The organism is Streptomyces sp. NPDC025651 (genome assembly GCF_055558735.1).
This window is the reverse complement of the sequence record NZ_JBVHLZ010000012.1, coordinates 27,741-48,112: the sequence shown is the minus strand read 5'-3', so window position 1 is coordinate 48,112 and position 20,372 is coordinate 27,741. Positions and strand designations below refer to the sequence as shown.

Here is a 20,372-nt window from a genome sequence, read left to right as displayed (position 1 = left end):
CCCATGAGACTCTTCGCAGCCGTTCTTCCCCCGCCCGTCGCGGTCGCCGAACTGGGCGCCGCCGCGGACCAGTTGAAGGCGCTGCCCGGCGCCGACGAGCTGCGCTGGACGGGTCGTGACGGCTGGCACTTCACGCTCGCCTTCATGGGGGAGGTGGCCGAGGAGACGGTGCCGGACCTCTCCGTACGCCTGGAGCGGGCCGCGCACCGCACCCCGCCCTTCTCCCTCGCCCTGCGCGGCGGCGGACACTTCGGGGGACGGGCGCTGTGGGCGGGCGCCGCCGGTGACGTGGGCGCGCTGCGGCTGCTTGCCGCGCGGGCGGACGCGGCGGCGCGCAAGGCGGGCGTCACGATGGAGGAGCACCGCCACTACCGCCCGCATCTGACGCTGGCGCGCGGCCGCGGCGAGACCGACCTCGGGCCGTACGTGGATGCCCTTCGCCCCTTCGAGGGCGCGGAGTGGACGGTGGGGGAGCTGGCTCTCGTACGCAGCAACCTGCCCAGGAGCGGGGTGCCGGGGGAGCGGCCGCGCTACGAGGTCTGCGGTCGGTGGGCACTGGGAGGCGGCGCGGGGGCGCCGGGCGGCGCCGGTTAACCTCGACTACGTGGACCCGAAGACCAGGAACCGGATCATGGCCGGTGTGCTCGTGTTGATGTTCGTCGTGGTGGCGGTGGCGGCCGCGTTCGGCGGTTAGGCCCGGAGGCCTGTCCGACGCGCGCCGCCCCGCGTACTCCTGCGCGGCTCTGCCCGGGCTACCAGGCGAAGGACTCCGGAGAGGGCCCCGGCCCCGGGAAGATCTCCTCCAGCGAGGTCAGGATCTCCTCGGACAGCTCAAGATCGACGGCGCGCAGCGCGGAGGCGAGCTGGCCGTCCGTGCGGGGGCCGACGATCGGTGAGGTGACGCCGGGCCGGGTCAGCAGCCAGGCGAGCGCGACCTCGCCGGGCTCAAGGCCGTGCTTGTCGAGCAGGTCCTCGTACGCCTGGACCTGCGCGCGGACCTCCGGCTTGGCGAGCTCGGCCGCGGCGCGCCCGCCGGTGCGGCGCGAGCCCTCGCCCTCCTTCTTCAGGACGCCGCCGAGCAGTCCGCCGTGCAGCGGGGACCAGGGGATGATGCCGACGCCGTAGTCCTGTGCGGCCGGGATGACCTCCATCTCGGCGTCGCGCACGGCGAGGTTGTAGAGGCACTGCTCGCTGACGAGGCCGTAGCCGCCGAGGCGCCGGGCGGTCTCGTTGGCCTGGGCGATCTTGTAGCCGGGGAAGTTGGACGATCCGGCGTAGAGGATCTTGCCCTGGGTGACGAGGGTGTCGACGGCCTGCCAGATCTCCTCGAACGGCGTCTGCCGGTCGATGTGGTGGAACTGGTAGATGTCGATGTGGTCGGTCTGCAGCCGCCTGAGGCTGCCCTCGACCGCCCTGCGGATGCTGAGCGCGGAGAGCCGGTCGTGGTTGGGCCAGGTCGCCTCGCCGTGCGGGTCCATGCCCCCGTACACCTTGGTGGCGAGCACCACCTTGTCGCGCCGTCCGCCGCCCTGGGCGAACCAGGTGCCGATGATCTCTTCCGTGCGGCCCTTGCCGACGGTCTGGCCGTAGACGTTGGCGGTGTCGAAGTAGTTGACGCCCGCGCCGAGCGCGGCGTCCATGATCGTGTGGCTGTCGGCCTCGTTGGTCTGCGGCCCGAAGTTCATGGTGCCGAGCGTGAGCCGGCTGACCTTGAGCCCTGTGCGGCCGAGTTGTGTGTACCTCATGGGGGTCTAGCCAATGCCTTGGAGTGGGCTAGAGGCAAGGGAGTTGGGGTGGCCCGGGTCAGTCGCGGGCGAAGTCGGAGGTGTCGAGGGTGAGGCCGAGGAAGGTATGGGTCAGGTCGATCTTTGCGCCGAAGTCGACGGTCGTCACGACGTGGTAGTCGCCGTCCTCGGGCTGGGTGTACGCGTGGCACTTGCCCTGGTAGGGGTCGACGATGAGATAGACGGCGACTTCGGCCGTGGCGTACCCGGTCTTCTTGGGGCCGTAGTCGTTCGGGCCCGTGCCCCGTGAGATCACTTCGGCGACGAACTCGACGTCCTCACACAGGAAGCCGCCCTGCTTTGTGTGTTCGGCGCCCTCGGCGACCAGCGCCACGTCACTGCAGAAGGCGTTGAGCTCACCGGGGTAGTCGATACGGACATCGGACAGGAGACGCCGACGCTGATACTTGGGCCTCAGCTGCTCAAGGATGCCCAGAATGATGTCCCAGTGGTTGGCCCGCTGCGGCGCCACGTAGACGACCCCCTCGATGATGTCGATCTTGTATCCCTCGAGGAAGGGCCCCTGCTCAAGCGCCTCGAACATCTCGTCCAAGCGCCTGGTGTTGCTGTCGGCCATCTTGATCCTGTCTTCCACAAGGGTCATCGTGGCGCTCCTCCCCGGCCGCCGCTTGAGACGGGCAGCCGCGCAGTACAACGATACGCACGGAGACAAGGTCACGTACCGCCCAGCCACCCCGCCGCGTCGAGCCGGAACGCCTCAGGCGGAACGACCGTGCGCAGGTCGTCCTCCAGGGCCCGGACGCGCCGTGCGCCGATCTGCTCGGCCCACTCCGCCCGCAGCTCGTCGAAGATCGCCGCCGAGCGGCGCAACGCGTCGATGCCGTGCGGGGTGAGGCGGACGAGCTTGCGGCGGGCGTCGGCGGGGTCGTCCGTGCGGGCCGCGTAGCCGAGGGCGATGAGGCGGTCGACGGTCTTGCCCGCGGCCTGCTTGGAGACGCCGAGGCGGCGGCCGACCTCGCTGGCGGTGGCGCCCTGTGCCCCGATGGCCTGCATCGCGAAGCCGTGGGCGGGGCGGATGTCGGGGTGGCCCTGGTGGGCGAGTTCGGCGTGCAGGCGGTCGATGAGGGTGCGGAAGCCGGCGAAGAGGAGGAGGGGGAGCTCGTAGCCCCGGCCGTCCCCTTCGGTTTCCCCCGTGCCTTCCCCCTTGCCGGTATCGACAACCTGGTTTACCTTCTTTTCGTCAACCATGTTGTCCATTCTAGAGGCCTTCAAGGGGTACGTGATGTTTGCCGAGCACACAGTGAAAACCGCACCGCCTGCCTCGCGTCAGGCCATGGAGAACACCGCCGCCGCCTTCGGGGCAGTGCCGAACGCGGTCGCCCGCCTCGCCGAGTCGCCCGAACTCCTCAACGGCTTCCTGCAGTTGAGCGAGGCCTTCGAGCGCACGACCCTCGACCCCGTCGCCCGGGAGGTCGTCATCATGACGGTGGCCGTGCGCAACGACTGCCACATCTGCGTGACCATGCACACGGGCAAGCTGCGGAAGCTGGGCGCGGAGACGGGGGTGATCGCGGCTCTGCGGGAACAGCGGCCGCTGGACGACGAACGCCTTGAAGCAGTACGGCAGTTCACGCTGGATGTGCTGGCGTCCGCGGGCAGTGTGGACGACGACCGGCTGAAGGAGTTCTTCGCGCACGGCTACACCGAGCGCAACGCCCTCGAAGTCGTCCTGGGCATCGGTACGTACACGATGTCCACGCTGGCGAACCGGCTGACGCGGGCGGCGTGAGGGGCGTTCAGTCCTCCGTCCGTAGCAAGAAGGCCACGGCGCCGAATACGCCGAGTACGGCCCCGATGCCCACGACGACGGACCGGGTGGTGTCCCCGAGGCCCAGCAGCATGGCGACGCCGAACCCGATGGCGATGCCGAGGATGGTGAAGCCGGTGTACGTCCATATTTGGCGTTGCAGCCTGCGTTCCTGGTAGTTCATGGCTTGATCCTGCCGTACATCAGGCGCCGCAGGACCGCCTCCGCGGGACCCCGCCGCCCCGCCCGTTCCAGCGCATACGCCCCCGCCACCGTCACCAGCCACACCCCTGTGGCGACCAGCGCCATCGTCGCGCTGGTCAGGCGTGCGCCGAGGCCCAGCCCCCAGGCGGCGAGGAGGGGAGCGAAGAGGAGGGAGTGCGCGAGGTAGCAGGACAGGGAGCGCTTGCCGACGGCGGAGACGGCGGTGACCGCGACGGCAGCCCGTGCGCCGTGCCGCGTCGGGCGCCGCGTCCACCAGTGGGCGAGGAGGGCGAGCGCGGCGACGTAGCCGAGGCCGGCGGCGTTGCCGGTGACGTCGCGCAGCAGGCTCAGGGCCCCCGACTCGCTCTGTGCGTCGTCCGGTACGTCGAGTACGCCGATGTGGGCGAGGGCGGCGGGCAGCGCGCCCAGCCAGCCGACCGCGATGCCGAGCACCGCCGTGCGGCGCAGGAGGGGGAGGTGGCGGCCCGGCTCCTCCAGGATCCGGCGCCGCGCGGCCCAGAACCCGATCAGGAAGACCGTGAAGCCGCCGCCGACGAGGGAGAGCGGCGCGGCGACGAAGGTGACGAAGAGGCCGCTTTCCAGGCGGGTCCTGGCGGCGCTGACCCAGCTCGGGTCGTCCGCGGCGTAGGCGGCCGAGCCGGGTTCGGCGCCCGCGTCGCCGAGTGACCCCAACTCGCCTCGCATCCAGGCGGATACGACAGGTTCGAGCGCCCCGAAGAGCAGCAGCGCGGCGCCGATCCCGATCCACCACTTCAGCGCGCGGTCACTGCGGCGCAGGAAGAGCAGGCCGAGGGCGAGGCTCAGCAGTCCGTAGTAGCCGACGATGTCGCCCGCCATGAGGAGGGTGGCGTGCGCGAGGCCGATGACGATCAGGAGGAGGCTGCGCGTGCGGAGGATCTTCACGGCGCCGCGTTCGCTCGTCCCGGCGGAGGTCTGGCGCAGGTACAGCTGCGTCATGCCGTAGCCGAAGAGGAAGGCGAAGAGGGGGTACACCCGCATGTCGAGGCCGATGATCATCGTGAACTGCACGGCGTGGTCGAGCACCCCGCCGTCCACGGGCTGCCACCCGGAGGGCCCGCGCTCCGCCTTCCAGAGGTGGAAGGCGGTGTTGGACAGCACGATGAGCAGGAGCATCAGCCCTCGGGCGAGGTCCGGGGCGAGGGCCCGTTCGCCTGTACGTAGGGGCGTCGCCGTCGCCGTCTCGTGTGCCGTGGTGCCTGTGGTCTCGACCGTCATGTCTGGACGGTAGGGAGAGGGGGGTGGGGCGGGCGTCCGTCTTCCGGCTAGGGGGCGGCGACCAAAGTGTGCGGATGTTGGAGGAAGGCGGTCCAGGTGGTTGGGGTTACCTGGAGGGTGGGGCCGGTGGGGTTCAGCTTTGAGTCGCGGATGTGGATGGTGGTGGGGGAGGGAGCCATCTCCAGGCATTCGCCGCCTCGGCTGCCGCTGTAGCTGGACTTGGTCCAGGTGAGGGCTACCTCTAGGCATTGCGTACCTCCCGACCTGGGGAGATGAGCAGGGCCCTGTTACCGTGCGCCGATGTCAACGATCAAACAGTTCCAAGTGACCTTCGACTGTGCGGAGCCTGCGCGCCTCGCCGCCTTTTGGTGCGAGGTGCTGGGGTACGTCGTGCCGACGGTCCCGGAGGGCTTCGCCACGTGGGAGGAGTACCACCTCTCGCTGCCGCCCGAGGATGAGATCTACTTCGCGTGCACCGATCCTTCGGGTGCGGGCCCGCGCTTGCTCTTCCAGCGAGTTCCCGAAGGAAAGATCGTCAAGAACCGGGTGCATCTCGATGTGCGGGCCGGCACAGGGCTCGTGGGTGACGAGCGCCTGGCCACACTCGAGGCCGAATGCGCACGACTGATGGCACTCGGCGCGAAACACGTGCTGACGCAGCGCGCCGATGGCGTCAACGAGTCGTGCATCACGATGCAGGACATCGAGGGCAACGAGTTCTGCCTCGACTGATCCTCCTCTGAGACTGCGAGGTGGGAGTCATCTCCGGCGGGCCTCTCAGGTCGCGCGTGCGGCGGGAGTCATCCCGTGAGAGCCAGGTTGTGCAGGTGGGCAACGCCGTGCATCGCGTGGCGCACACCGTCGCCCCTCAGGCGGCAGTCGCGCAGGATCTTCCAGGTCTTCATACGGGCGAAGGTGTGTTCCACGCGGGCGCGAACCCTTGTGTGGCTCTTGTTGTGGGCCTGCTTCCAGTCGGGTAGCTCCTCGCCCTTGCGCCGGCGGTGCGGCATGATCAGCCCGGTGCCCAGGTATCCGCCGTCACCAGTAGCACCCGGTCCTCCTCCTAGTAATTGGTCTAGGTGGGCCGGCGGCTGCCTGCGCAGGCCTAAATGGAGCCGATCAATCCGTATCTTCAGTGCAAGCACGGTCCGGAAAATGGAAAGTCAAGACGATATTTTTCGGGAAGAATGGCGAAGATTTACCCCTCCGGGTCGGTGACTCCAATTTCGGGTACAAGCACATACAAGCCAGCCACCCCGAGCCGGACAGAGGTACAGCAGGCCAGATGATGGAAACCAAGGATGCCTCCGATGGAACATGCGGCATATGGTGGACTCGGCGCAGACGCTTGGATCGCCCGGTTCCTCAGATCCGCTAAGGAGAACTTGCGGAGTCAGCTCAGCACTGAAGCTGATCAGGGAACTCTCCATGAACTGGCCGTCGATCACCGCGAGGGCGGTGTCTGGGCTACTGCAACCTTCTCGATGGCGGCTCACCCTGGAGTCCGATTCATCCGTAGCCAGAACATCATTCCGGATCCAAGTGCGGACTGGGAGGCTGACTTTGCTGCCGCACTCTTCGAAACCCACTTGATCGAATGGCTCCACACAAGGGCGAAGAAGGTGCTCCCAGACTCCGACGGCGTCGTCCGTAGTTGATACCCGAGCTCGCACGCTCGGACCGGGCTGCTGGGCGCGTCTTGATTGGTGGAGCGAGCTTCGCGTGCTTGTCCGGCGCCAGCCGCCCGGTCCGGGTGCCCTTCCGCGGCCGCCGACTCAAGCGCCGGCAGCGGCGGCACAACAGCACGCACGCCAAGATCCGCCGCAGCACCAACCGCATCACCGCGATCGTCCAAGCCGTACTCGTCCTTCATCGCACGTCGGCGTGAGGTTGGAAAGAGCTCTGTGTGAGCGTCGCGCTGCGCGTCCGGTACCGACCTGGTGTCGTACCGAAGGTCCGGCTGAACGCGTGGGAGAGGGCGTACGGGGAGCTGTAGCCGACCCGGCGGGCCACCGTGTCCAGCGGGGCCGTCGTGTCGCGCAGGAGCGTCGCCGCACGGGACATCCGCCACCACGTGAGGTAGGCCATGGGCGCGCGGCCCACCAGCGGGGTGAAGCGGCGGGCCAGTGTCGCGCGGGAGACGCCCGTGCGCGTCGCCAACTCCTCGTTGGTCCAGGGGGATTGTGGTGACGTGTGGATCAGGTGCAGTGCCTTTGCCACCACCGGGTCCGTGAGCGCCGCAGGCCAGCGTGCCGCGGAGGCGGGGTCCGTCGTCCAGGCGCGCACCATGTAGACCAGGAGCAGGTCCAGGAGGCCGGGCACTGCCACGTCCGCGCCCGGAAGCGACGACCCCGCCTCCCTGCCCAGCAGCTCGATCGCCGCCTGCATCTCCGGGTGGCGCTCCGGGCTGCGCGGCAGGTGCACCACCTCCGGGAGCTCCGCCAGCAGGGGGTGCGTCTGGCTGGTGCCGTCCAGGCGGTATTTGCCGCACAGCAACTCCGCGCAGGGGGCCGACTGTTGGGCGTACTCCGTCGCCTGCCAGTGCTCGAATCGCACCGCCTGGGCGACCGTACGTTCATCGGCGGGGGAGTCCGCCAGCACATGTCCCGCGCCCCTCGGCAGCAGCACCGCGTCGCCCGCCGTCAGCGTGAACGGTGCGCCGCCCTCCGGCAGCAGCCAGCAACTGCCCTCCAGGACCACGTGGAAGCCCATTCCGTCGTAGGAGGAGAGCCGGGTGCACCACGTGCCGGACACCCTGATCCGGTTCGTGGTCGGCCGCCCGATCCGTACGGCGGAGATCGCATCGCTGACGACGTCCATGGAGGGCGAGCGTACGCGTGGTGTGAGACGTATGCGTATTCAGATGAGGCGGTCCGGCATTGAGGGGCTCACATCGGTCTCCTTACGGTCGACTCATGGACGTACAACACAAGGACACACACATCACGTTGGGCGACGTCGACGCCCGTCGCGTCGTCGAGCTGCCGGACCTCTCCCTCGACCCCCGTTCCATCGTCCCCGGCATCCCGGAGGAAGTGTGGCGCCGCCACGAAGGTGACGTCGCCGCCGTGCAGACCTGGGTGCTGCGGAGCGAGGGGCGGGTCGTCCTCGTCGACACCGGTGTGGGCAACGGGCGGCGGCGGCCTGGCGCGCCGTACTTCGAAGGGCTCGACACTGACTTCCTCGTGCGGCTCGCCGCCGCCGGGGTCCGGCCCGAGGACGTGGACGTCGTCGTCAATACGCACATCCATGGCGATCATGTGGGGTGGAACACCCGGGAGGAAGGCGGGAGTTGGGTGCCCACCTTTCCCAACGCCGTCCATCTCGTCCCCGCCGCCGACCGCGCCTACTTCGGACCCGAGCGCGGCGACGCCGTACGCGAGGACCACCGGGCCGTCTTCGCCGACAGCATCGCGCCCGTCGAGCGGGCCGGGCAGGCCGTGTACTGGGAGGGCACCCACCGCATCGACGCCCACCTCACCCTCGAAGCCGCGCCCGGCCACACTCCGGGGTCTTCCGTGCTGCGGGTCGAGTCCGGGGGCGACAGGGCCGTCTTCGTCGGGGATCTGCTCCACGTCCCCGCCCAACTCGCCGCGCCCGGCTGCAGCAGCTGCTTCTGCGAGGACCCGGTGCAGGCCGCCGAGAGCCGGATCAAGGTCCTCGGGCGGGCCGCGGACGAGCGGGAGCTGGTCATGCCCGCGCACTTCGGCGGGGCGGCGGGAGCGGTCGAAGTGCGGCGGGAGGGAGGGGGGTTCGCGATCAGCCGGTGGGCTGCGTAGACAGGGGTGTTGTCGTCGCTGCCGTGTGCGGGGCGCCGATGCCCCACCCCTGCGCCATCGCCTCCACGAACGCGCCCGCCAGCTTGTCCTCGCCGCTCTCGTTCGGGTGCGTTCCGTCGTACGTGTCGACGTGGATGTCGTACGACGGCGGGCGCGAGGCCAGCAGGAGCGGGGACGCGCCCGTGTCCAGGTTCGCGACCGCCTTCGCGAGGAGCTCGTTGAAGCGGGCCACCTCCTCGGCGAACGGCGCGTCCGACTCGGCGCGGATGTTCGGGATCACGGGGAGGAGGACCATCCGGATTCGTGGATTCGCCTCGCGGGCCCGGGCGACGAAGGCGTGCACGTTCTCCGCTGTTTGCTCCGCGTTCGTGTAGAAGCCCAGGTCGATCAGGCCGAGGGAGATGAGCAGGACGTCCGCCGGGTCCTCGGCCAGCGCCCCCGCGATCCGCGGGGCCATGTGCAGCCAGCCCTCGCCCCAGCCCGCGAGGTGCCGGCGCGGGAAGTCCGGGGAGGCGTCCGCGTAGTCGTGGGAGACGGGTGCTCCCGCCGCCTTGTCGTAGAGGGCGGTGCGCGGGCCCACCACCGCGAAGCCGTCGTCTCCGTACGCGCTCCGCAGGTGCTGCCACATGCGGTGTCGCCAGGTGCGTTCCCCGGCGCTTCCGATCGTCATCGAGTCGCCGACGAACATGAACCTGAGCATCCGCTCATCATGGCGGATCAGGGGCTCCACCTGCGATGTGAGACCGAGCACGCCGCACGGCCGCGCGCGGGGATGGCACGCTTGGGCGCATGCGTTCGCTTCGGGGTGTTCCGTCTGGTCGTGTTCGGTCCGTTCTCGCCGGTGCCGGTGTCATGGCGCTCGTCGCCATGAGCGCGTCCACCGCGCCCGCCTTCGCCGACGGCCACGACTCGTTCACCATCAAGGACCCGCGGATCGTCGAGTCCAGCGGCCTCGCCGCGTCCCGCGCCCACCCCGGCGTCTACTGGACGCACAACGACCAGGACAAGGGCGCCTTCCTCTACGCCGTCGACTCCAGGACGGGCGAGACGGTCGCCACGGTCACCATGACCGGGGTCGGTTCGCCGCGTGACGTGGAGGCCATCTCCGTCGGCGGCGACGGCAACCTCTACGTCGGCGACATCGGCGACAACATGGGCGGCACCTGGTCCCACGTCTGGATCTACAAGCTGCCCGAGCCGAAGGAGCTGAAGGACCAGACGATCCGTGCCACGCAGTACGTCGTGAAGTACGCGGACGGGCCGCGCGACGCCGAGGCGCTGATGGTGCATCCCAAGACGGGCCGGATCTACGTCGCCGACAAGAAGGAGCAGGGCGGCAGCCTCTACGAGGGGCCCGCCGAGATGTCCGCCTCAGGCACCAACGTCTTCAAGAAGATCGCCGACACGGACATGTGGGTGACCGACGGCGCCTTCTCGCCCGACGGTCAACAGCTCGCCCTGCGCGAGTACTTCGGCGGTGCCTCCTTCGCCTGGAAGGGCGCGGGCAGGGCGCCGGAGCGGGAGGGGCGCCTGAGCGTGCCGTTCCAGCGGCAGGGCGAGTCCGTCACGTACACGACGGACGGCACGACGCTGATGTACGGCACCGAGGGGGCGCAGAGCAAGGTCACGTCCGTGGAGGTGAGCGGCGCGGGCGGCGGTTCCGACTCCGGCTCGGGCGACGGGAGTTCGGGCGGCGGCGACGGAGGCTCCGGCGTCGACGGCGACTTCAAGACCGGCGCCATCGCGCTCGCCGCGGTCCTACTGGCCTTCTTCGGTCTGAAGCGGCTGCTGCGCAAGAAGTAGAGAGGCGGGACGTGTCCGCTGGCGTCATCCGTCCTGCGCGCGCCGGGCGACCAGGACGTCAAGGCCGTCGAGGAGGCGCTGCAGGCCGAACTCGAAGTGGTCGAAGTCGGAGCCGAACGAGTCCTCGCTGAGGTTCGCGAGGACCGGGTAGCGGCCGCTGTTCATGATCCTTTCGAGGGTCGGGCCCTGCGCCTCCCAGAACGCCTCGTCCGTCAGGCCGCTCTTCTTCACCGCCTCCGCCTCGTGCACCTGGGTGCGGGCGACCCCGGTGACGTACCCCTCGACCATGACGATCACGCCGATCAGCTCGGGGTCGGTCAGGCCCATCGGCTTGATCCGGGACAGCGTGCGGTTCAGGCCGCCGACGGCGCCGGGGCCGAGGACCGGGCGGGCCTGGTTGACGTGGAGCAGCCAGGGGTGGCTGCGGTAGTCGGCGAGGGTCTCGCGGGCGTACGCCTCGACGGCCTCGCGCCAGGTGCCGGTCCAGGGCTCCTCGTCCTCGGGCGGGGTGTAGACGCGGTCCAGCATCAGGTCGAGCAGGTCGCCCTTGCCGGGGACGTACCGGTACAGGGACATCGTGCCGGTGCCGAGCTCCGTGGAGAGGCGGCGCATCGAGACCGCCGAGAGGCCCTCGGCGTCCGCGAGGCGCACCGCCTCGGTGACGATCCGGTCCAGCGTGAGCCCCGGTTTGGGCCCGCGGGTGGGGCGCTCGCGCTCGCCCCAGAGCAGTTCGAGGCTCCGGGCGACCTCGCTGCCGGTGCGCTGTTCCTCGTCGCCGTTCGTGCTCGTCATGGCTCTCACCCTATGCGGCGGCGCGGGAATTGGGTACGCCGTACCCGCGAAACTGGGTACGGTGTACTCTCTATTGAGTACGGCGTACCCAGATAAGGGGAAGAGGGGCAGGCCATGAAGGGGAACGGCTTCGCGGTACGGGCCGAGGGGCTCGAGAAGCGATACGGGGAGAAGTACGCCCTGGGCGGCTTCGACCTGGAGGTGGAGCAAGGCACGGTGCACGGACTGCTCGGGCCCAACGGCGCGGGCAAGACCACCGCCGTGCGGATCCTCTCCACCCTCGTACGCCTCGACGGCGGTCGCGCCGAGGTGGCCGGCGCCGACGTGGCGCGCGAGCCCGGCCTCGTCCGCGGTCGCATCGGCCTCACCGGGCAGTACGCGGCGGTCGACGAGATCCTCACCGGGCGGCAGAACCTGGAGATGTTCGGCCGCCTCTTCCACCTCGGCGCCAGGCGCGCGGCCCTGCGCGCCCAGGAGCTCCTGGAGCAGTTCCACCTCCAGGACGCGGCGGAGAAGGGCGCCGGTCAGTACAGCGGCGGCATGCGGCGCCGCCTCGACCTCGCCGCCTCGATGATCCTCGCGCCCTCGGTGCTCTTCCTGGACGAGCCGACCACCGGGCTCGACCCGCGCAGCCGCCTCGAAGTCTGGGACACGGTGCGGGACTTGGTCGCAGGCGGCACGACGGTGCTGCTCACCACCCAGTACCTGGAGGAGGCCGACCGCCTCGCCTCCCGCATCACCGTCATCGACCGGGGCAGGGCCATCGCCGACGACACCCCCGACGGCCTGAAGAACACGGTGGGCGGCAGCCACCTCGACGTCGTGGTGCGCGACGCGGCGGACCTGCCCGCCGCGGTCAGGGCCGTCGCCCGGGTCTGCGCGGGCGAACCGCTCGTCGTCGACGTGGAGCGGCGCGTGCAGGCCGCCGTGACCGACCGGGTCGGCGCCCTCACCGACGTCGCCCGGACCCTCCAGGACGCGGGCGTCCCCGTCGAGGACATCGGCCTGCGCAGGCCGAGCCTGGACGACGTGTTCCTGCGCCTGACGGGACAGACGTCCGACAGCGACCACGACCACGACCGGAAGCTGGAGGTGGCCGCATGAGCGTCGCCCTGACCGCCGACCCCGCGCACGGCAGGCTCTTCTGGGCCCTCGCCGACTGCTGGAACGTCACCCGCCGCTATCTGACCCACTTCCTGCGCCAGCCGGTCCTCATCGCCTGGCAGCTGGGCTTCCCCATCATCAGCGTGCTGCTGTACGGCTTCGTCTTCGGCGAGGCGATGAAGGTGCCGGGCGGCGGGGCCGACGGCGACTACAAGCAGTTTCTGATGCCCGGCATGTTCGTGATGACCATGGCCTTCGGGTTCATGAACACCGCGATGGGCGTCGTCACGGACTCGACGAAGGGCGTCATCGACCGCTTCCGCTCGATGCCGATGGCGCCCTCCGCGGTGGCGTCGGGGCGCGGTCTCGCCGACCTGATCGTGGCCTGCGCCGAACTGGCCATCCTCGCGCTGACCGCCCTCGCGATCGGCTGGCGCTCCAGCGCGGGGCTCCCGGACACCCTCGCCGCCTTCGGGCTGCTGCTGTTCCTGCGGTTCAGCCTGATCTGGGTGGGCGTCTTCCTCGGGCTCGTCGTGCCGTCACCGGAGGCCGCGGGCGGGCTCTACGCGGTCGCCTTCCCGCTCACGATGATCTCCAGCATCTTCGTGGCGCCGTCCCTGATGCCGGGCTGGCTGGCGCCGATCGCCGCGTGGAACCCGGTGTCCTCCACCGGCACGGCCGTGCGCGAGCTGTTCGGCAACCCCGGCGCGGGCGGCGACAGCTGGGTCGAGCGGAACGCCCTGCTGATGTCCGTGGCCTGGCCGGTGGCGATCTCGCTGGTCTTCCTGCCGCTGGCGGTACGGCAGTTCAAGCGGCTGAGCCGTTGAGAGTCGCAGTTCCCCGTGCCCCGCAAGGGGCGCGGGGAACTGCGCGACCAGCCACGTCAGACCCGCAGACGTGGACCGGTCTCAGGGAGCCCTACAGCTTTTCGATCACGTAGTCGATGCACTTGGTGAGCGCCTCGACATCCGCCGGGTCGATCGCCGGGAACATCGCGATCCGCAGCTGGTTGCGGCCCAGCTTGCGGTACGGCTCGGTGTCCACGATGCCGTTGGCGCGCAGCGCCTTCGCGACCGCCGCGGCGTCGATCTCGTCCGCGAAGTCGATCGTGCCGATGACCTGCGAGCGCTTGGCCGGGTCCGTGACGAACGGCGTCGCGTACTTCGACTCCTCGGCCCAGCCGTACAGCGTGCGGGACGAGGCGGCGGTGCGGCCGGTGGTGAACTCCAGGCCGCCCTGGCCGTTCATCCAGTCCAGCTGCTCGGCGAGCAGGAAGAGCGTGGCGAGCGCCGGGGTGTTGTACGTCTGGTTCTTGCGGGAGTTGTCGATCGCCGTGGGCAGCGAGAAGAACTCCGGGACATGGCGGCCGGACGCGTGGATCCGCTCGGCGCGCTCGATCGCGGCCGGGGAGAACAGGCCGATCCACAGGCCGCCGTCCGCGGCGAAGGACTTCTGCGGGGCGAAGTAGTAGACGTCCGACTCGGCGACGTCGACCGGGAGGCCGCCCGCGCCCGACGTGGCGTCCACCAGGACGAGGGAGCCCTCGTCGGCGCCCGCGACGCGCTTGACCGGGGCCGCGACGCCGGTGGAGGTCTCGTTGTGCGTGAGGGCGTAGACGTCGACGCCCGCCTCCGCCTTCGGGTCGGGGTGCGTGCCGGGGTCACTCGTGATCACGGTCGGCTCGGCCAGCCACGGGGCGAGCTTGGCGGCCTTCGCGAACTTCGAGGAGAACTCGCCGAAGCTGAGGTGCTGCGACTTGCCCTCGATCAGGCCGTGCGTCGCCACGTCCCAGAAGGCGGTGGATCCGCCGTTGCCGAGGATCACCTCGTAGCCCTCGGGGAGGGAGAAGAGGTTCTGCACGCCCTCGCGCACCCGGCCGACCAGGTTCTTGACCGGGGCCTGGCGGTGGGACGTGCCGAGCAGAGAGGTACCGGTGGCGGCCAGGGCGTCCAGCGCCTCCGTCCGCACCTTGGAGGGGCCCGCGCCGAAACGTCCGTCGGCGGGCTTGATGTCAGCGGGAATCTGGATCTCAGCCACGGGGGGAGCCTAGCGGCTCAGGGCGCGCCGTCTTTCGGGTGTCCGGCGGCTGAGATCTCCCTGCCACCTGGCGTGGACGACTCGGGGCTCCGCCCCGGACCCCGCTCCTCAGACGCCGGAGGGGCTGTTCCTCAGCCGCACCGGCAGTTCATAAAGATCGTTCTGCGTCACCACCGGCTTGTTGCGGAGCTGTGATCGCGGGACCGCCAACGTCAGGTCGGGGAAGCGCTCGTACAGCGCAGGCAGCGCCACCCCCGCCTCCAGGCGGGAGAGGGCCGCTCCGGGGCACACGTGCGGGCCGTGGCCGAAGGAGATGTGGCGGGTGGGGGACGTGCGGGTGATGTCGAAGTCGCCCGCCGTGGGGCCGTGGGCCTTCTCGTCGCGGCCTATCGCGCCGTACGCGACGATCAGCGCGTCCCCCTTGGGGATCACCTTGTCGCCGACCGGGACGTCCTCCGTGGCGAAGCGGATCAGGACGTGCGTGCTCGGGGTCGAGTGGCGCAGGGTCTCCTCGACCACCGCGTCCCAGCCGACCTTCCCGGAGCGGACGAGCGCGAGCTGGTCGGGGTGGGCGGAGAGGTTCACGACGGCGTTGACGATCAGGGAGATCGTCGTCTCGTGTCCTGCCGCGACCATCAGCTGGAGCGTGGAGAGGATCTCCGCGTCGGTGAGGTGGTCGCCGTTCTCGGAGGCCTGGATCAGCGCGCTGGTCAGGTCGTCGCCCGGCTCCGCGCGGCGCGCCGCGACGACCTTGCCCATCATCTCGGCGAGCTCGCCGAGGGTCGCCACGACCTCGTCGGCCGGCGTCTGGGTGGAGAAGAACTTGTCGAAGAGGAACTTCAGGCGGGGGTGGTCGGCCTCGTCGATGCCCATCAGGTCGCTGATGACGTGCATGGGCAGCGGGTAGGCGAACTCGGCCTTCAGGTCCACCACGTCGGAGTCGGCGGGGAGCCTGTCGAGCAGGGTCGTCGTCAGCTCCGCGACCCGCTCCCGCATGCGCTCCACGCGGCGCGGGGTGAGCGCCTGCGCGACCAGCGTGCGCAGCCTGCGGTGCTCCTCGCCGTCGACGGTCAGCATCGAGCGGCCGGGGTTGGCGAGGCCGATCAGCGGCCAGTCGGCGGGGATCTCGCCGCGCCGCCAGGCACCCCAGACCTCGATGTCCTTCACCAGGCGCCTGTCGGTGAGGAGTTGGCGGGCCTCGGCGTGGTGCGTGACCGCCCACACGGGGACGCCGCCGGGCAGCTCCGCCGCGGCGAGCGGGCCCGCCGCGCGCAGCCGGGCGCTCTCGCCGTCCAGGTCGGTGACGAACGGGTCCAGGGCGATGCGGGCGCAACTGCCGTTCATCTGGGGTCTCCTAGCGCTGAGGTCGGGGTCGGGGTGAACGTCACCGGCAGGTCGGTCAGGCCGCGCAGCCAGGGCGAGGGGCGGCGGGTCAGGGACGCGGCGGGCACCGCGAGGTCGAGGTCGGGCAGGCGGTCCAGGAGCACCTCGATGCCGGTCCGCGCGATGACCTCGGCGACCTCCTGGGCGGGGAAGGGGCAGCGGTGCTCGCCGTGGCCGAAGGAGAAGTGGGCGCTGTTGCCGCCGGTCATGGCGGAGCCGTCGGTGCGGACCTGCGGGTCGGCGTTGGCGGCGCCGAGGCCGAGCAGGAGCAGGTCGCCGGAGGTGATGCGGCGCCCGCCCAGCTGGGTGTCGCGCGAGGCCCAGCGGCCCGCGACGTTCTGGGTGGGGGTGTCCTCCCACAGGACCTCGTTCATGGCCTCGGCGACGCTGTGCCGGCCGCCGAAGAGGGAGGCGGCGAAGCGGTCGTCGGTGAGCATCAGGCGCAGCGAGTTGCCGATCCAGTCGGCGGTCGGCTGGTGGCCCGCGGCCATCATGACCATCAGGTCCTGGGCGATCTCCTCGTCGGTGAAGCCCGCGCCGCCGGGGAGTTGCGTCTCGATCATGTACGAGGCGACGTCCTGGCCCGGCTTCTCGTGCTTGTCGGCGATCAGCGCGAACATCGAGGAGGCGAGGTGCTGCTGGCCCGCGAGCGCCCGCTCACGCCCGTCGATCATGTCGTTCATGGCGGTGACGAGGCCCGGTCCCTGCTCGTCGGGGAAGCCGTAGATGCGGGCCAGGACGCGCACCGGCAGGAGCATCGCGTACTCGGCGACGATCTCGGTGGTGCCCTTGCCGCAGAACCGGTCGATCAGCTCGTCCGCGAACTGCTCGGCGTGCGCCTTGAGTTCGAAGGGGTCGACGGCCTCCAGGGCGTGGGCGATCATCGCGGCGCGCTCGACGTGCCGCTCGCCGACGGTGTAGAGGATCGACGGCTGCTTGTGGCCGATCATCGGGAGCAGCGGCCAGTCGGCGGGGATGTTCGGCCACTGGTTCCACAGCTCGGAGTCGCGGCTGAACAGGACGGGGTCGCCGGTCACCTGGTGCAGCTCGCGGTAGCCGAGCACCAGCCAGGCGGGGATGTCGCCGTCGAGGAGGACGGGCGCGACCGGGCCGTGGTCGCGCCGCATCTCCCGGTACAGCCGGGTGGGTTCGGTGGCGAACCGAGGCCCGGACAGCGGGACGGGACCGGGCGCGGCGGCGCCGGCGCCGGTTGCGGGGCAGGTCACTTGGCGGTCTCCTGTGGGGCGTGTCGCCGGTCGGCGTACAGCGACTTGAGGTGTTCCACGAGCGTGATCAGTACGTTCTTGCTGGACTCGCGGGAGCGCGCGTCGCAGTCGAGGAGCGGCACCCCGGGGTCGAGGTCGAGCGCCTCGCGCAGTTGCCCCGGGGTGTGCGCGGGGCCGCCGAAGTCGTTGCGGGCCACGACGAACGGCGTGCCGTGGTGCTCCAGGCGGTCGATCGCGTACCAGGAGTCCTCCAGGCGGCGGGTGTCGACGAGGACGACCGCGCCGAGCGTGCCGGCGAAGAGGCGGTCCCACAGGAACCAGAAGCGCTCCTGGCCGGGGGCGCCGAAGAGGTAGAGGATGTTGCGCGCGTCGAGCGAGATGCGGCCGAAGTCGAAGGCGACGGTCGTGGAGGTCTTGCCGTGCAGCCCTTCGAGGCCGCCGGTCTCGTCGATGCCCGCTCCGGCCTGCGTCATCGTCTCCTCGGTGTTGAGGGGACGGATCTCGCTGACGGAGCGGACCAGGGTGGTCTTGCCGACGCCGAAGCCGCCGACCACGACGATCTTCAGTCCGTTGTCGGCGCTGGCGGTCAACTCGCTTCTTGTGCCGCTCAGTTCAGAGATTGCGGAGTCCAACGAGCACCTGCTCCAGGATGTCGGGGTCGGGAAGACTGTGGTCGGCCGCCGCGCGCGGGTGCCGTGCGCTGATCCGGCCCGCGTCGAGCAGGTCGGAGAGCAGGATGCGCGTGATGCTCACCGGCAGGCCGAGCTCGGCGGCGACCTCCACCACGGCGGTCGGCAGCCGGCACAGGCGCAGGATCGCGGCGTGCTCCGACTGCATGCCGGGGACGGGTCCCGACTCGGCGACGACGAGGGTCACCAGGTCGAACGGGGTGTCGGGCGCGGACCGGCTGCGTCCTCCGGTGAGGGTGTACAGCCGGTCGGGGGAGTCGTCCCGGCCGGGGCGGCTCATGAGGCGGGCAGCGTGCGGGCGCCGTCCGCGCGGGGCGCGGCGCGCAGGTGCTCGCCGAGCTGTTCGACCAGCTCGCTCATGGTGTGCCCGACGAGGCCCGCGTCGGCGTCCTCGGCGGCGATGACCGCGAGGTGCGCGCCCTCGCCCGCCTCGACGATGAAGAGGATGCCGCCGTAGAACTCGGCCATCGCCGAGCGGACCCCGCCGCTGCCGTCGCCGAACTCGGCGGAGGCGCCGTGCGACAGGGACTGGATGCCGGCGGCGATGGCGGCGAGCTGGTCGGCCTGGTCGACGGAGAGCTCGGGGGTGCGGCAGAGCTTGAGGCCGTCCCGGGAGAGCACGAGGGCGTGGCGGGCGCCGGGGGTGCGCTCCAGGAGCCCTTCGAGGAGCCAGGTGAGCTTGGCGTCGGTGGTGCTGCCGGGGGTGGTGCCGGTGGTCATCGGGGGGTGTCGCCTTCCGGGTGCGGGGGAGTTGCGGGGGCGTCCGGCTCTTCGGAGGGACCGGAGGGGTCCGGGGGAGTGGCGCGGACGGCCTGGCGGAAGCTGCTGAAGCGGGCCGCGGTGTCGGCGGCGGCACGGGGGCGGATCCGGGTCTCGCCGGTGTCGCTGTTGCCCCGGGCCCGCTCGGCGGCGGCGAGGGTGCGGCCGCGGGGGCGCTTGGGCAGGGGCGCGGCCTCGGCGGCGGCGCGACCGGCGGCTTCGGGGGTGTCGGCCGGGGACTCGTGCGTGGGCACGGGGTCGCGGTCGACGCGGTCGAGAGGGGCCTCGGGGACGGGGGTCCCGGCCTCGGGGGCGGCGGTCCCGGGGGTGGCCGGGGCGGTGCCCGTACTCGGGGTACTCGGGGCGGGCCGGGAGGTGCCCGTGTCCCCGGTGGAGGCCGCGGGGCGGGGCGGGGCAGGGGACTCCGTGGAGGAGTCCGGGGTGCCGGTGGAGGGCGTGAGACCGGCCGGGCCGGGGAGCGCGGCAGGGGCCGTGGTCCGGGGCTGCGGAAGGGGCTGTGCCTGGGGTTGCGTCAGGGCCTGTGCCTGAGGCTTCGGCGAGGTCTGTGCCCGGGGCGGAGCCGTCTCCGAGGGGCGGGAGATCAGCTCCTGCGGTATCAGCAGGAGCACCCCCGTGCCGCCCCGTGCCGAGGGGCGGAACGACACCGTCAGGCCGTGCTTGCGGGCCAGTCTGCCGACCACCGCGAGGCCGAGCCGGGTGCCGGAGAGGCCGCCGAGGCCCTTGGTCTCACCGGACACGGCGTGCTCGGCGCGGCGCTGCTGGACGGGGCCCATCACCAGGCCGCTGTCCTCGACGGAGATGATGACGCCGGCCGCGACCTCCTCGATGTAGACGTGCACTTCGGAGGTGGGCGGCGAGAAGTTCGCCGCGTTGTCGAGGAGTTCGGCCAGGGCGTGCATGACGCCCTCGGCGGCGTGGCCCGCGACGGCGACCTCGCTGGCCGAGTGGACGCGCACGCGCTGGTAGCCGCCGATGCGGCCCATGGCGCCGCGCAGGATCGACTCCATGACGATGGGCCGTGCCCAGCGGCGGCCCGAGCGGGCGCCGGTGAGCACCGCCACGGAGTCGGCGATGCGGCCCGCCTGCGCGGTCCTGTGGTCCAGGTGGAGGAGGTCGGTCAGGACGTCCTCGTCCGCGTGCCTGCCCTCCATCTCGCGCAGGTCGGCGAGCATGCCGGTGGCCAGGGCCTGCATGCGGCCCGCCGCGTTGGCACACGCGGCGAGGGCGGCGGCGCGCTCGGACTCGGCGGTGCGGGCCCGCACGGTCAGTTCGGTCCGCTCACGGGCGAAGTACTCGGTCAGGGCGGTCCGTTCGCGGGTGAACTCCTCGGCGCGGGCGGCCTGCTCGCGCGCGATCCGGTCGGCGTCCTGCCGTAGGTCCGTCACCTGCTCGCGCAACAGGGAGTTGGCGCGCAGCGTGTGGAAGGCCAGCGTGACGGCGGCGCTGAGCGCGAGGGACGCGGCCCCGCACCCCCACGCCAGCGGGTCGCGCACGGAGGGGGGCGCGAGGGCCACGGCTGCTCCGGTGAGCGCCGCGGTGACCAGGGCGCAGGCCAGCAGGACGAGCGCGGTCGGGCGCGGCGGCGGTTTCTCCCAAGCCCTCGACTCCGCTCGAGCAGGGGAGGCCCCACTCGTCCCGGTGCGCGCTAGGGGGGTTTGCGCGGTCATCAATCGGGGTCCTCGATCGGAAGCGACACTCTCTGCTCAATGCGTGGTCACTATAGGAGAGTTGTCGACCAAGGTGGGAATCATTCCGTCCGGATCGTG

The 20,372-nt window shown here is 71.0% G+C and carries 24 protein-coding genes and 2 pseudogenes; 9 read left to right on the top strand and 17 right to left on the bottom strand.

What is annotated here, in order from left to right:
• Nucleotides 1–3: 3 nt before the first annotated feature.
• Nucleotides 4–594, top strand: a complete 591-nt coding sequence (gene thpR, locus ACZ4D5_RS34500; RefSeq protein WP_467776431.1) for an RNA 2',3'-cyclic phosphodiesterase — start codon at nt 4–6, stop codon at nt 592–594.
• Between the two features lie 158 nt (nt 595–752).
• Here thpR and ACZ4D5_RS34495 read toward each other — a convergent pair whose 3' ends face one another.
• The 3 genes from ACZ4D5_RS34495 to ACZ4D5_RS34485 form a co-directional block, all read right to left on the bottom strand.
• Complete coding sequence (locus tag ACZ4D5_RS34495) at nt 753–1,745, bottom strand: aldo/keto reductase (protein ID WP_467776430.1); 993 nt, start codon at nt 1,743–1,745, stop codon at nt 753–755.
• Between the two features lie 58 nt (nt 1,746–1,803).
• Nucleotides 1,804–2,388 carry a Uma2 family endonuclease gene (locus ACZ4D5_RS34490; protein WP_467776429.1) on the bottom strand — a complete coding sequence of 195 codons (585 nt, stop codon included), beginning with the start codon at nt 2,386–2,388 and terminating at the stop codon, nt 1,804–1,806.
• A 71-nt stretch (nt 2,389–2,459) separates the two neighbouring features.
• Nucleotides 2,460–3,002 carry a MarR family winged helix-turn-helix transcriptional regulator gene (locus ACZ4D5_RS34485; RefSeq protein ID WP_467776428.1) on the bottom strand — a complete coding sequence of 181 codons (543 nt, stop codon included), beginning with the start codon at nt 3,000–3,002 and terminating at the stop codon, nt 2,460–2,462.
• A gap of 76 nt (nt 3,003–3,078) precedes the next feature.
• Here ACZ4D5_RS34485 and ACZ4D5_RS34480 point away from each other — a divergent pair, with 76 nt between their 5' ends.
• Nucleotides 3,079–3,534, top strand: coding sequence for a carboxymuconolactone decarboxylase family protein (locus ACZ4D5_RS34480; RefSeq protein WP_467776427.1), 456 nt, complete (start codon nt 3,079–3,081; stop codon nt 3,532–3,534).
• Nucleotides 3,535–3,541: 7 nt separating this feature from the next.
• On the opposite strand, the gene ACZ4D5_RS34475 is transcribed toward ACZ4D5_RS34480, so the two are convergent.
• The 3 genes and pseudogenes from ACZ4D5_RS34475 to ACZ4D5_RS34465 all read right to left on the bottom strand — a co-directional run.
• Complete coding sequence (locus ACZ4D5_RS34475) at nt 3,542–3,736, bottom strand: hypothetical protein (protein ID WP_467776426.1); 195 nt, start codon at nt 3,734–3,736, stop codon at nt 3,542–3,544.
• On the bottom strand, nt 3,733–5,013 hold the full coding sequence (locus ACZ4D5_RS34470) for a DUF418 domain-containing protein (protein ID WP_467776425.1): 1,281 nt from the start codon (nt 5,011–5,013) through the stop codon (nt 3,733–3,735). The genes ACZ4D5_RS34475 and ACZ4D5_RS34470 overlap by 4 nt, the downstream gene beginning before the upstream one ends.
• Before the next feature lie 47 nt (nt 5,014–5,060).
• A pseudogene (locus ACZ4D5_RS34465) lies at nt 5,061–5,276 on the bottom strand (DUF397 domain-containing protein); the annotation flags it as partial.
• A 37-nt stretch (nt 5,277–5,313) separates the two neighbouring features.
• Between ACZ4D5_RS34465 and ACZ4D5_RS34460 the strand changes: the two are divergent.
• A complete protein-coding gene (locus tag ACZ4D5_RS34460) occupies nt 5,314–5,745 on the top strand; it encodes a VOC family protein (protein ID WP_467776424.1) in 432 nt (143 codons plus the stop codon).
• Nucleotides 5,746–5,813: 68 nt separating this feature from the next.
• Here the strand turns inward: ACZ4D5_RS34460 and ACZ4D5_RS34455 are convergent.
• Nucleotides 5,814–6,131, bottom strand: a pseudogene (locus tag ACZ4D5_RS34455) (transposase); the annotation flags it as partial.
• A 192-nt stretch (nt 6,132–6,323) separates the two neighbouring features.
• Here ACZ4D5_RS34455 and ACZ4D5_RS34450 point away from each other — a divergent pair.
• Together ACZ4D5_RS34450 and ACZ4D5_RS34445 are read left to right on the top strand one after the other, a co-directional pair.
• The gene (locus ACZ4D5_RS34450; RefSeq protein WP_467776423.1) at nt 6,324–6,671 is read left to right on the top strand and encodes a hypothetical protein; all 348 of its coding nucleotides are present in this window, start codon (nt 6,324–6,326) and stop codon (nt 6,669–6,671) included.
• Nucleotides 6,672–6,739: 68 nt separating this feature from the next.
• Nucleotides 6,740–6,901 (top strand): hypothetical protein, encoded by a 162-nt coding sequence (locus ACZ4D5_RS34445; RefSeq protein WP_467776422.1) that lies wholly within the window; start codon nt 6,740–6,742, stop codon nt 6,899–6,901.
• On the opposite strand, the gene ACZ4D5_RS34440 is transcribed toward ACZ4D5_RS34445, so the two are convergent.
• Complete coding sequence (locus ACZ4D5_RS34440; protein ID WP_467776421.1) at nt 6,883–7,833, bottom strand: AraC family transcriptional regulator; 951 nt, start codon at nt 7,831–7,833, stop codon at nt 6,883–6,885. The genes ACZ4D5_RS34445 and ACZ4D5_RS34440 overlap by 19 nt on opposite strands.
• Before the next feature lie 95 nt (nt 7,834–7,928).
• Here ACZ4D5_RS34440 and ACZ4D5_RS34435 point away from each other — a divergent pair, with 95 nt between their 5' ends.
• The gene (locus ACZ4D5_RS34435; RefSeq protein ID WP_467776420.1) at nt 7,929–8,792 is read left to right on the top strand and encodes an MBL fold metallo-hydrolase; all 864 of its coding nucleotides are present in this window, start codon (nt 7,929–7,931) and stop codon (nt 8,790–8,792) included.
• Here ACZ4D5_RS34435 and ACZ4D5_RS34430 read toward each other — a convergent pair.
• A complete protein-coding gene (locus ACZ4D5_RS34430) occupies nt 8,773–9,492 on the bottom strand; it encodes a GDSL-type esterase/lipase family protein (protein WP_467776419.1) in 720 nt (239 codons plus the stop codon). The two genes, ACZ4D5_RS34435 and ACZ4D5_RS34430, sit on opposite strands and share 20 nt — an antisense overlap.
• A 152-nt stretch (nt 9,493–9,644) precedes the next feature.
• Between ACZ4D5_RS34430 and ACZ4D5_RS34425 the strand changes: the two genes are divergently transcribed.
• A complete protein-coding gene (locus ACZ4D5_RS34425) occupies nt 9,645–10,595 on the top strand; it encodes a WD40 repeat domain-containing protein (protein ID WP_467776418.1) in 951 nt (316 codons plus the stop codon).
• Between the two features lie 24 nt (nt 10,596–10,619).
• Here the strand turns inward: ACZ4D5_RS34425 and ACZ4D5_RS34420 are convergent, their stop codons facing one another.
• Nucleotides 10,620–11,387, bottom strand: coding sequence for a TetR/AcrR family transcriptional regulator (locus ACZ4D5_RS34420; RefSeq protein ID WP_467776417.1), 768 nt, complete (start codon nt 11,385–11,387; stop codon nt 10,620–10,622).
• A 114-nt stretch (nt 11,388–11,501) separates the two neighbouring features.
• On the opposite strand from ACZ4D5_RS34420, the gene ACZ4D5_RS34415 reads away from it, so the two are divergent.
• Together ACZ4D5_RS34415 and ACZ4D5_RS34410 are read left to right on the top strand one after the other, a co-directional pair.
• A complete protein-coding gene (locus ACZ4D5_RS34415) occupies nt 11,502–12,491 on the top strand; it encodes an ATP-binding cassette domain-containing protein (RefSeq protein ID WP_467776416.1) in 990 nt (329 codons plus the stop codon).
• Nucleotides 12,488–13,318, top strand: coding sequence for an ABC transporter permease (locus ACZ4D5_RS34410; RefSeq protein WP_467776415.1), 831 nt, complete (start codon nt 12,488–12,490; stop codon nt 13,316–13,318). The genes ACZ4D5_RS34415 and ACZ4D5_RS34410 overlap by 4 nt, the downstream gene beginning before the upstream one ends.
• Before the next feature lie 91 nt (nt 13,319–13,409).
• Here ACZ4D5_RS34410 and serC read toward each other — a convergent pair whose 3' ends face one another.
• From serC to ACZ4D5_RS34375, 7 genes are all read right to left on the bottom strand, one after another.
• Nucleotides 13,410–14,528 carry a phosphoserine transaminase gene (serC, locus tag ACZ4D5_RS34405; protein WP_467776414.1) on the bottom strand — a complete coding sequence of 373 codons (1,119 nt, stop codon included), beginning with the start codon at nt 14,526–14,528 and terminating at the stop codon, nt 13,410–13,412.
• A 108-nt stretch (nt 14,529–14,636) separates the two neighbouring features.
• Nucleotides 14,637–15,872 (bottom strand): cytochrome P450 family protein, encoded by a 1,236-nt coding sequence (locus ACZ4D5_RS34400; RefSeq protein WP_467776413.1) that lies wholly within the window; start codon nt 15,870–15,872, stop codon nt 14,637–14,639.
• Complete coding sequence (locus ACZ4D5_RS34395; RefSeq protein ID WP_467776412.1) at nt 15,869–17,137, bottom strand: cytochrome P450; 1,269 nt, start codon at nt 17,135–17,137, stop codon at nt 15,869–15,871. The genes ACZ4D5_RS34400 and ACZ4D5_RS34395 overlap by 4 nt, the downstream gene beginning before the upstream one ends.
• Nucleotides 17,134–17,769 carry a GTP-binding protein gene (locus tag ACZ4D5_RS34390; RefSeq protein ID WP_467776411.1) on the bottom strand — a complete coding sequence of 212 codons (636 nt, stop codon included), beginning with the start codon at nt 17,767–17,769 and terminating at the stop codon, nt 17,134–17,136. Before ACZ4D5_RS34390 ends, ACZ4D5_RS34395 begins: the two co-directional genes overlap by 4 nt.
• Nucleotides 17,750–18,106: a DUF742 domain-containing protein gene (locus ACZ4D5_RS34385; RefSeq protein WP_467776410.1), complete on the bottom strand. Its 357-nt coding sequence runs from the start codon at nt 18,104–18,106 to the stop codon at nt 17,750–17,752. The genes ACZ4D5_RS34390 and ACZ4D5_RS34385 overlap by 20 nt, the downstream gene beginning before the upstream one ends.
• A complete protein-coding gene (locus ACZ4D5_RS34380) occupies nt 18,103–18,546 on the bottom strand; it encodes a roadblock/LC7 domain-containing protein (RefSeq protein ID WP_467776409.1) in 444 nt (147 codons plus the stop codon). The genes ACZ4D5_RS34385 and ACZ4D5_RS34380 overlap by 4 nt, the downstream gene beginning before the upstream one ends.
• Nucleotides 18,543–20,273, bottom strand: a complete 1,731-nt coding sequence (locus tag ACZ4D5_RS34375) for a sensor histidine kinase (RefSeq protein ID WP_467776408.1) — start codon at nt 20,271–20,273, stop codon at nt 18,543–18,545. Before ACZ4D5_RS34375 ends, ACZ4D5_RS34380 begins: the two co-directional genes overlap by 4 nt.
• Nucleotides 20,274–20,372: the final 99 nt, after the last annotated feature.

Coding starts and splice junctions, on each gene's coding strand:
- ACZ4D5_RS34430 (WP_467776419.1), bottom strand. CDS start 9,492: ATGCTCAGGTTCATGTTCGTCGGCGACTCGATGACGATCGGAAGCGCC.
- ACZ4D5_RS34380 (WP_467776409.1), bottom strand. CDS start 18,546: ATGACCACCGGCACCACCCCCGGCAGCACCACCGACGCCAAGCTCACC.
- ACZ4D5_RS34435 (WP_467776420.1), top strand. CDS start 7,929: ATGGACGTACAACACAAGGACACACACATCACGTTGGGCGACGTCGAC.
- ACZ4D5_RS34440 (WP_467776421.1), bottom strand. CDS start 7,833: ATGGACGTCGTCAGCGATGCGATCTCCGCCGTACGGATCGGGCGGCCG.
- ACZ4D5_RS34425 (WP_467776418.1), top strand. CDS start 9,645: ATGGCGCTCGTCGCCATGAGCGCGTCCACCGCGCCCGCCTTCGCCGAC.
- ACZ4D5_RS34415 (WP_467776416.1), top strand. CDS start 11,502: ATGAAGGGGAACGGCTTCGCGGTACGGGCCGAGGGGCTCGAGAAGCGA.
- ACZ4D5_RS34460 (WP_467776424.1), top strand. CDS start 5,314: ATGTCAACGATCAAACAGTTCCAAGTGACCTTCGACTGTGCGGAGCCT.
- ACZ4D5_RS34450 (WP_467776423.1), top strand. CDS start 6,324: ATGGAACATGCGGCATATGGTGGACTCGGCGCAGACGCTTGGATCGCC.
- ACZ4D5_RS34475 (WP_467776426.1), bottom strand. CDS start 3,736: ATGAACTACCAGGAACGCAGGCTGCAACGCCAAATATGGACGTACACC.
- ACZ4D5_RS34470 (WP_467776425.1), bottom strand. CDS start 5,013: ATGACGGTCGAGACCACAGGCACCACGGCACACGAGACGGCGACGGCG.
- ACZ4D5_RS34495 (WP_467776430.1), bottom strand. CDS start 1,745: ATGAGGTACACACAACTCGGCCGCACAGGGCTCAAGGTCAGCCGGCTC.
- ACZ4D5_RS34480 (WP_467776427.1), top strand. CDS start 3,079: ATGGAGAACACCGCCGCCGCCTTCGGGGCAGTGCCGAACGCGGTCGCC.
- ACZ4D5_RS34375 (WP_467776408.1), bottom strand. CDS start 20,273: ATGACCGCGCAAACCCCCCTAGCGCGCACCGGGACGAGTGGGGCCTCC.
- ACZ4D5_RS34410 (WP_467776415.1), top strand. CDS start 12,488: ATGAGCGTCGCCCTGACCGCCGACCCCGCGCACGGCAGGCTCTTCTGG.
- ACZ4D5_RS34485 (WP_467776428.1), bottom strand. CDS start 3,002: ATGGACAACATGGTTGACGAAAAGAAGGTAAACCAGGTTGTCGATACC.
- ACZ4D5_RS34490 (WP_467776429.1), bottom strand. CDS start 2,388: ATGACCCTTGTGGAAGACAGGATCAAGATGGCCGACAGCAACACCAGG.
- ACZ4D5_RS34420 (WP_467776417.1), bottom strand. CDS start 11,387: ATGACGAGCACGAACGGCGACGAGGAACAGCGCACCGGCAGCGAGGTC.
- ACZ4D5_RS34400 (WP_467776413.1), bottom strand. CDS start 15,872: ATGAACGGCAGTTGCGCCCGCATCGCCCTGGACCCGTTCGTCACCGAC.
- ACZ4D5_RS34385 (WP_467776410.1), bottom strand. CDS start 18,106: ATGAGCCGCCCCGGCCGGGACGACTCCCCCGACCGGCTGTACACCCTC.
- thpR (WP_467776431.1), top strand. CDS start 4: ATGAGACTCTTCGCAGCCGTTCTTCCCCCGCCCGTCGCGGTCGCCGAA.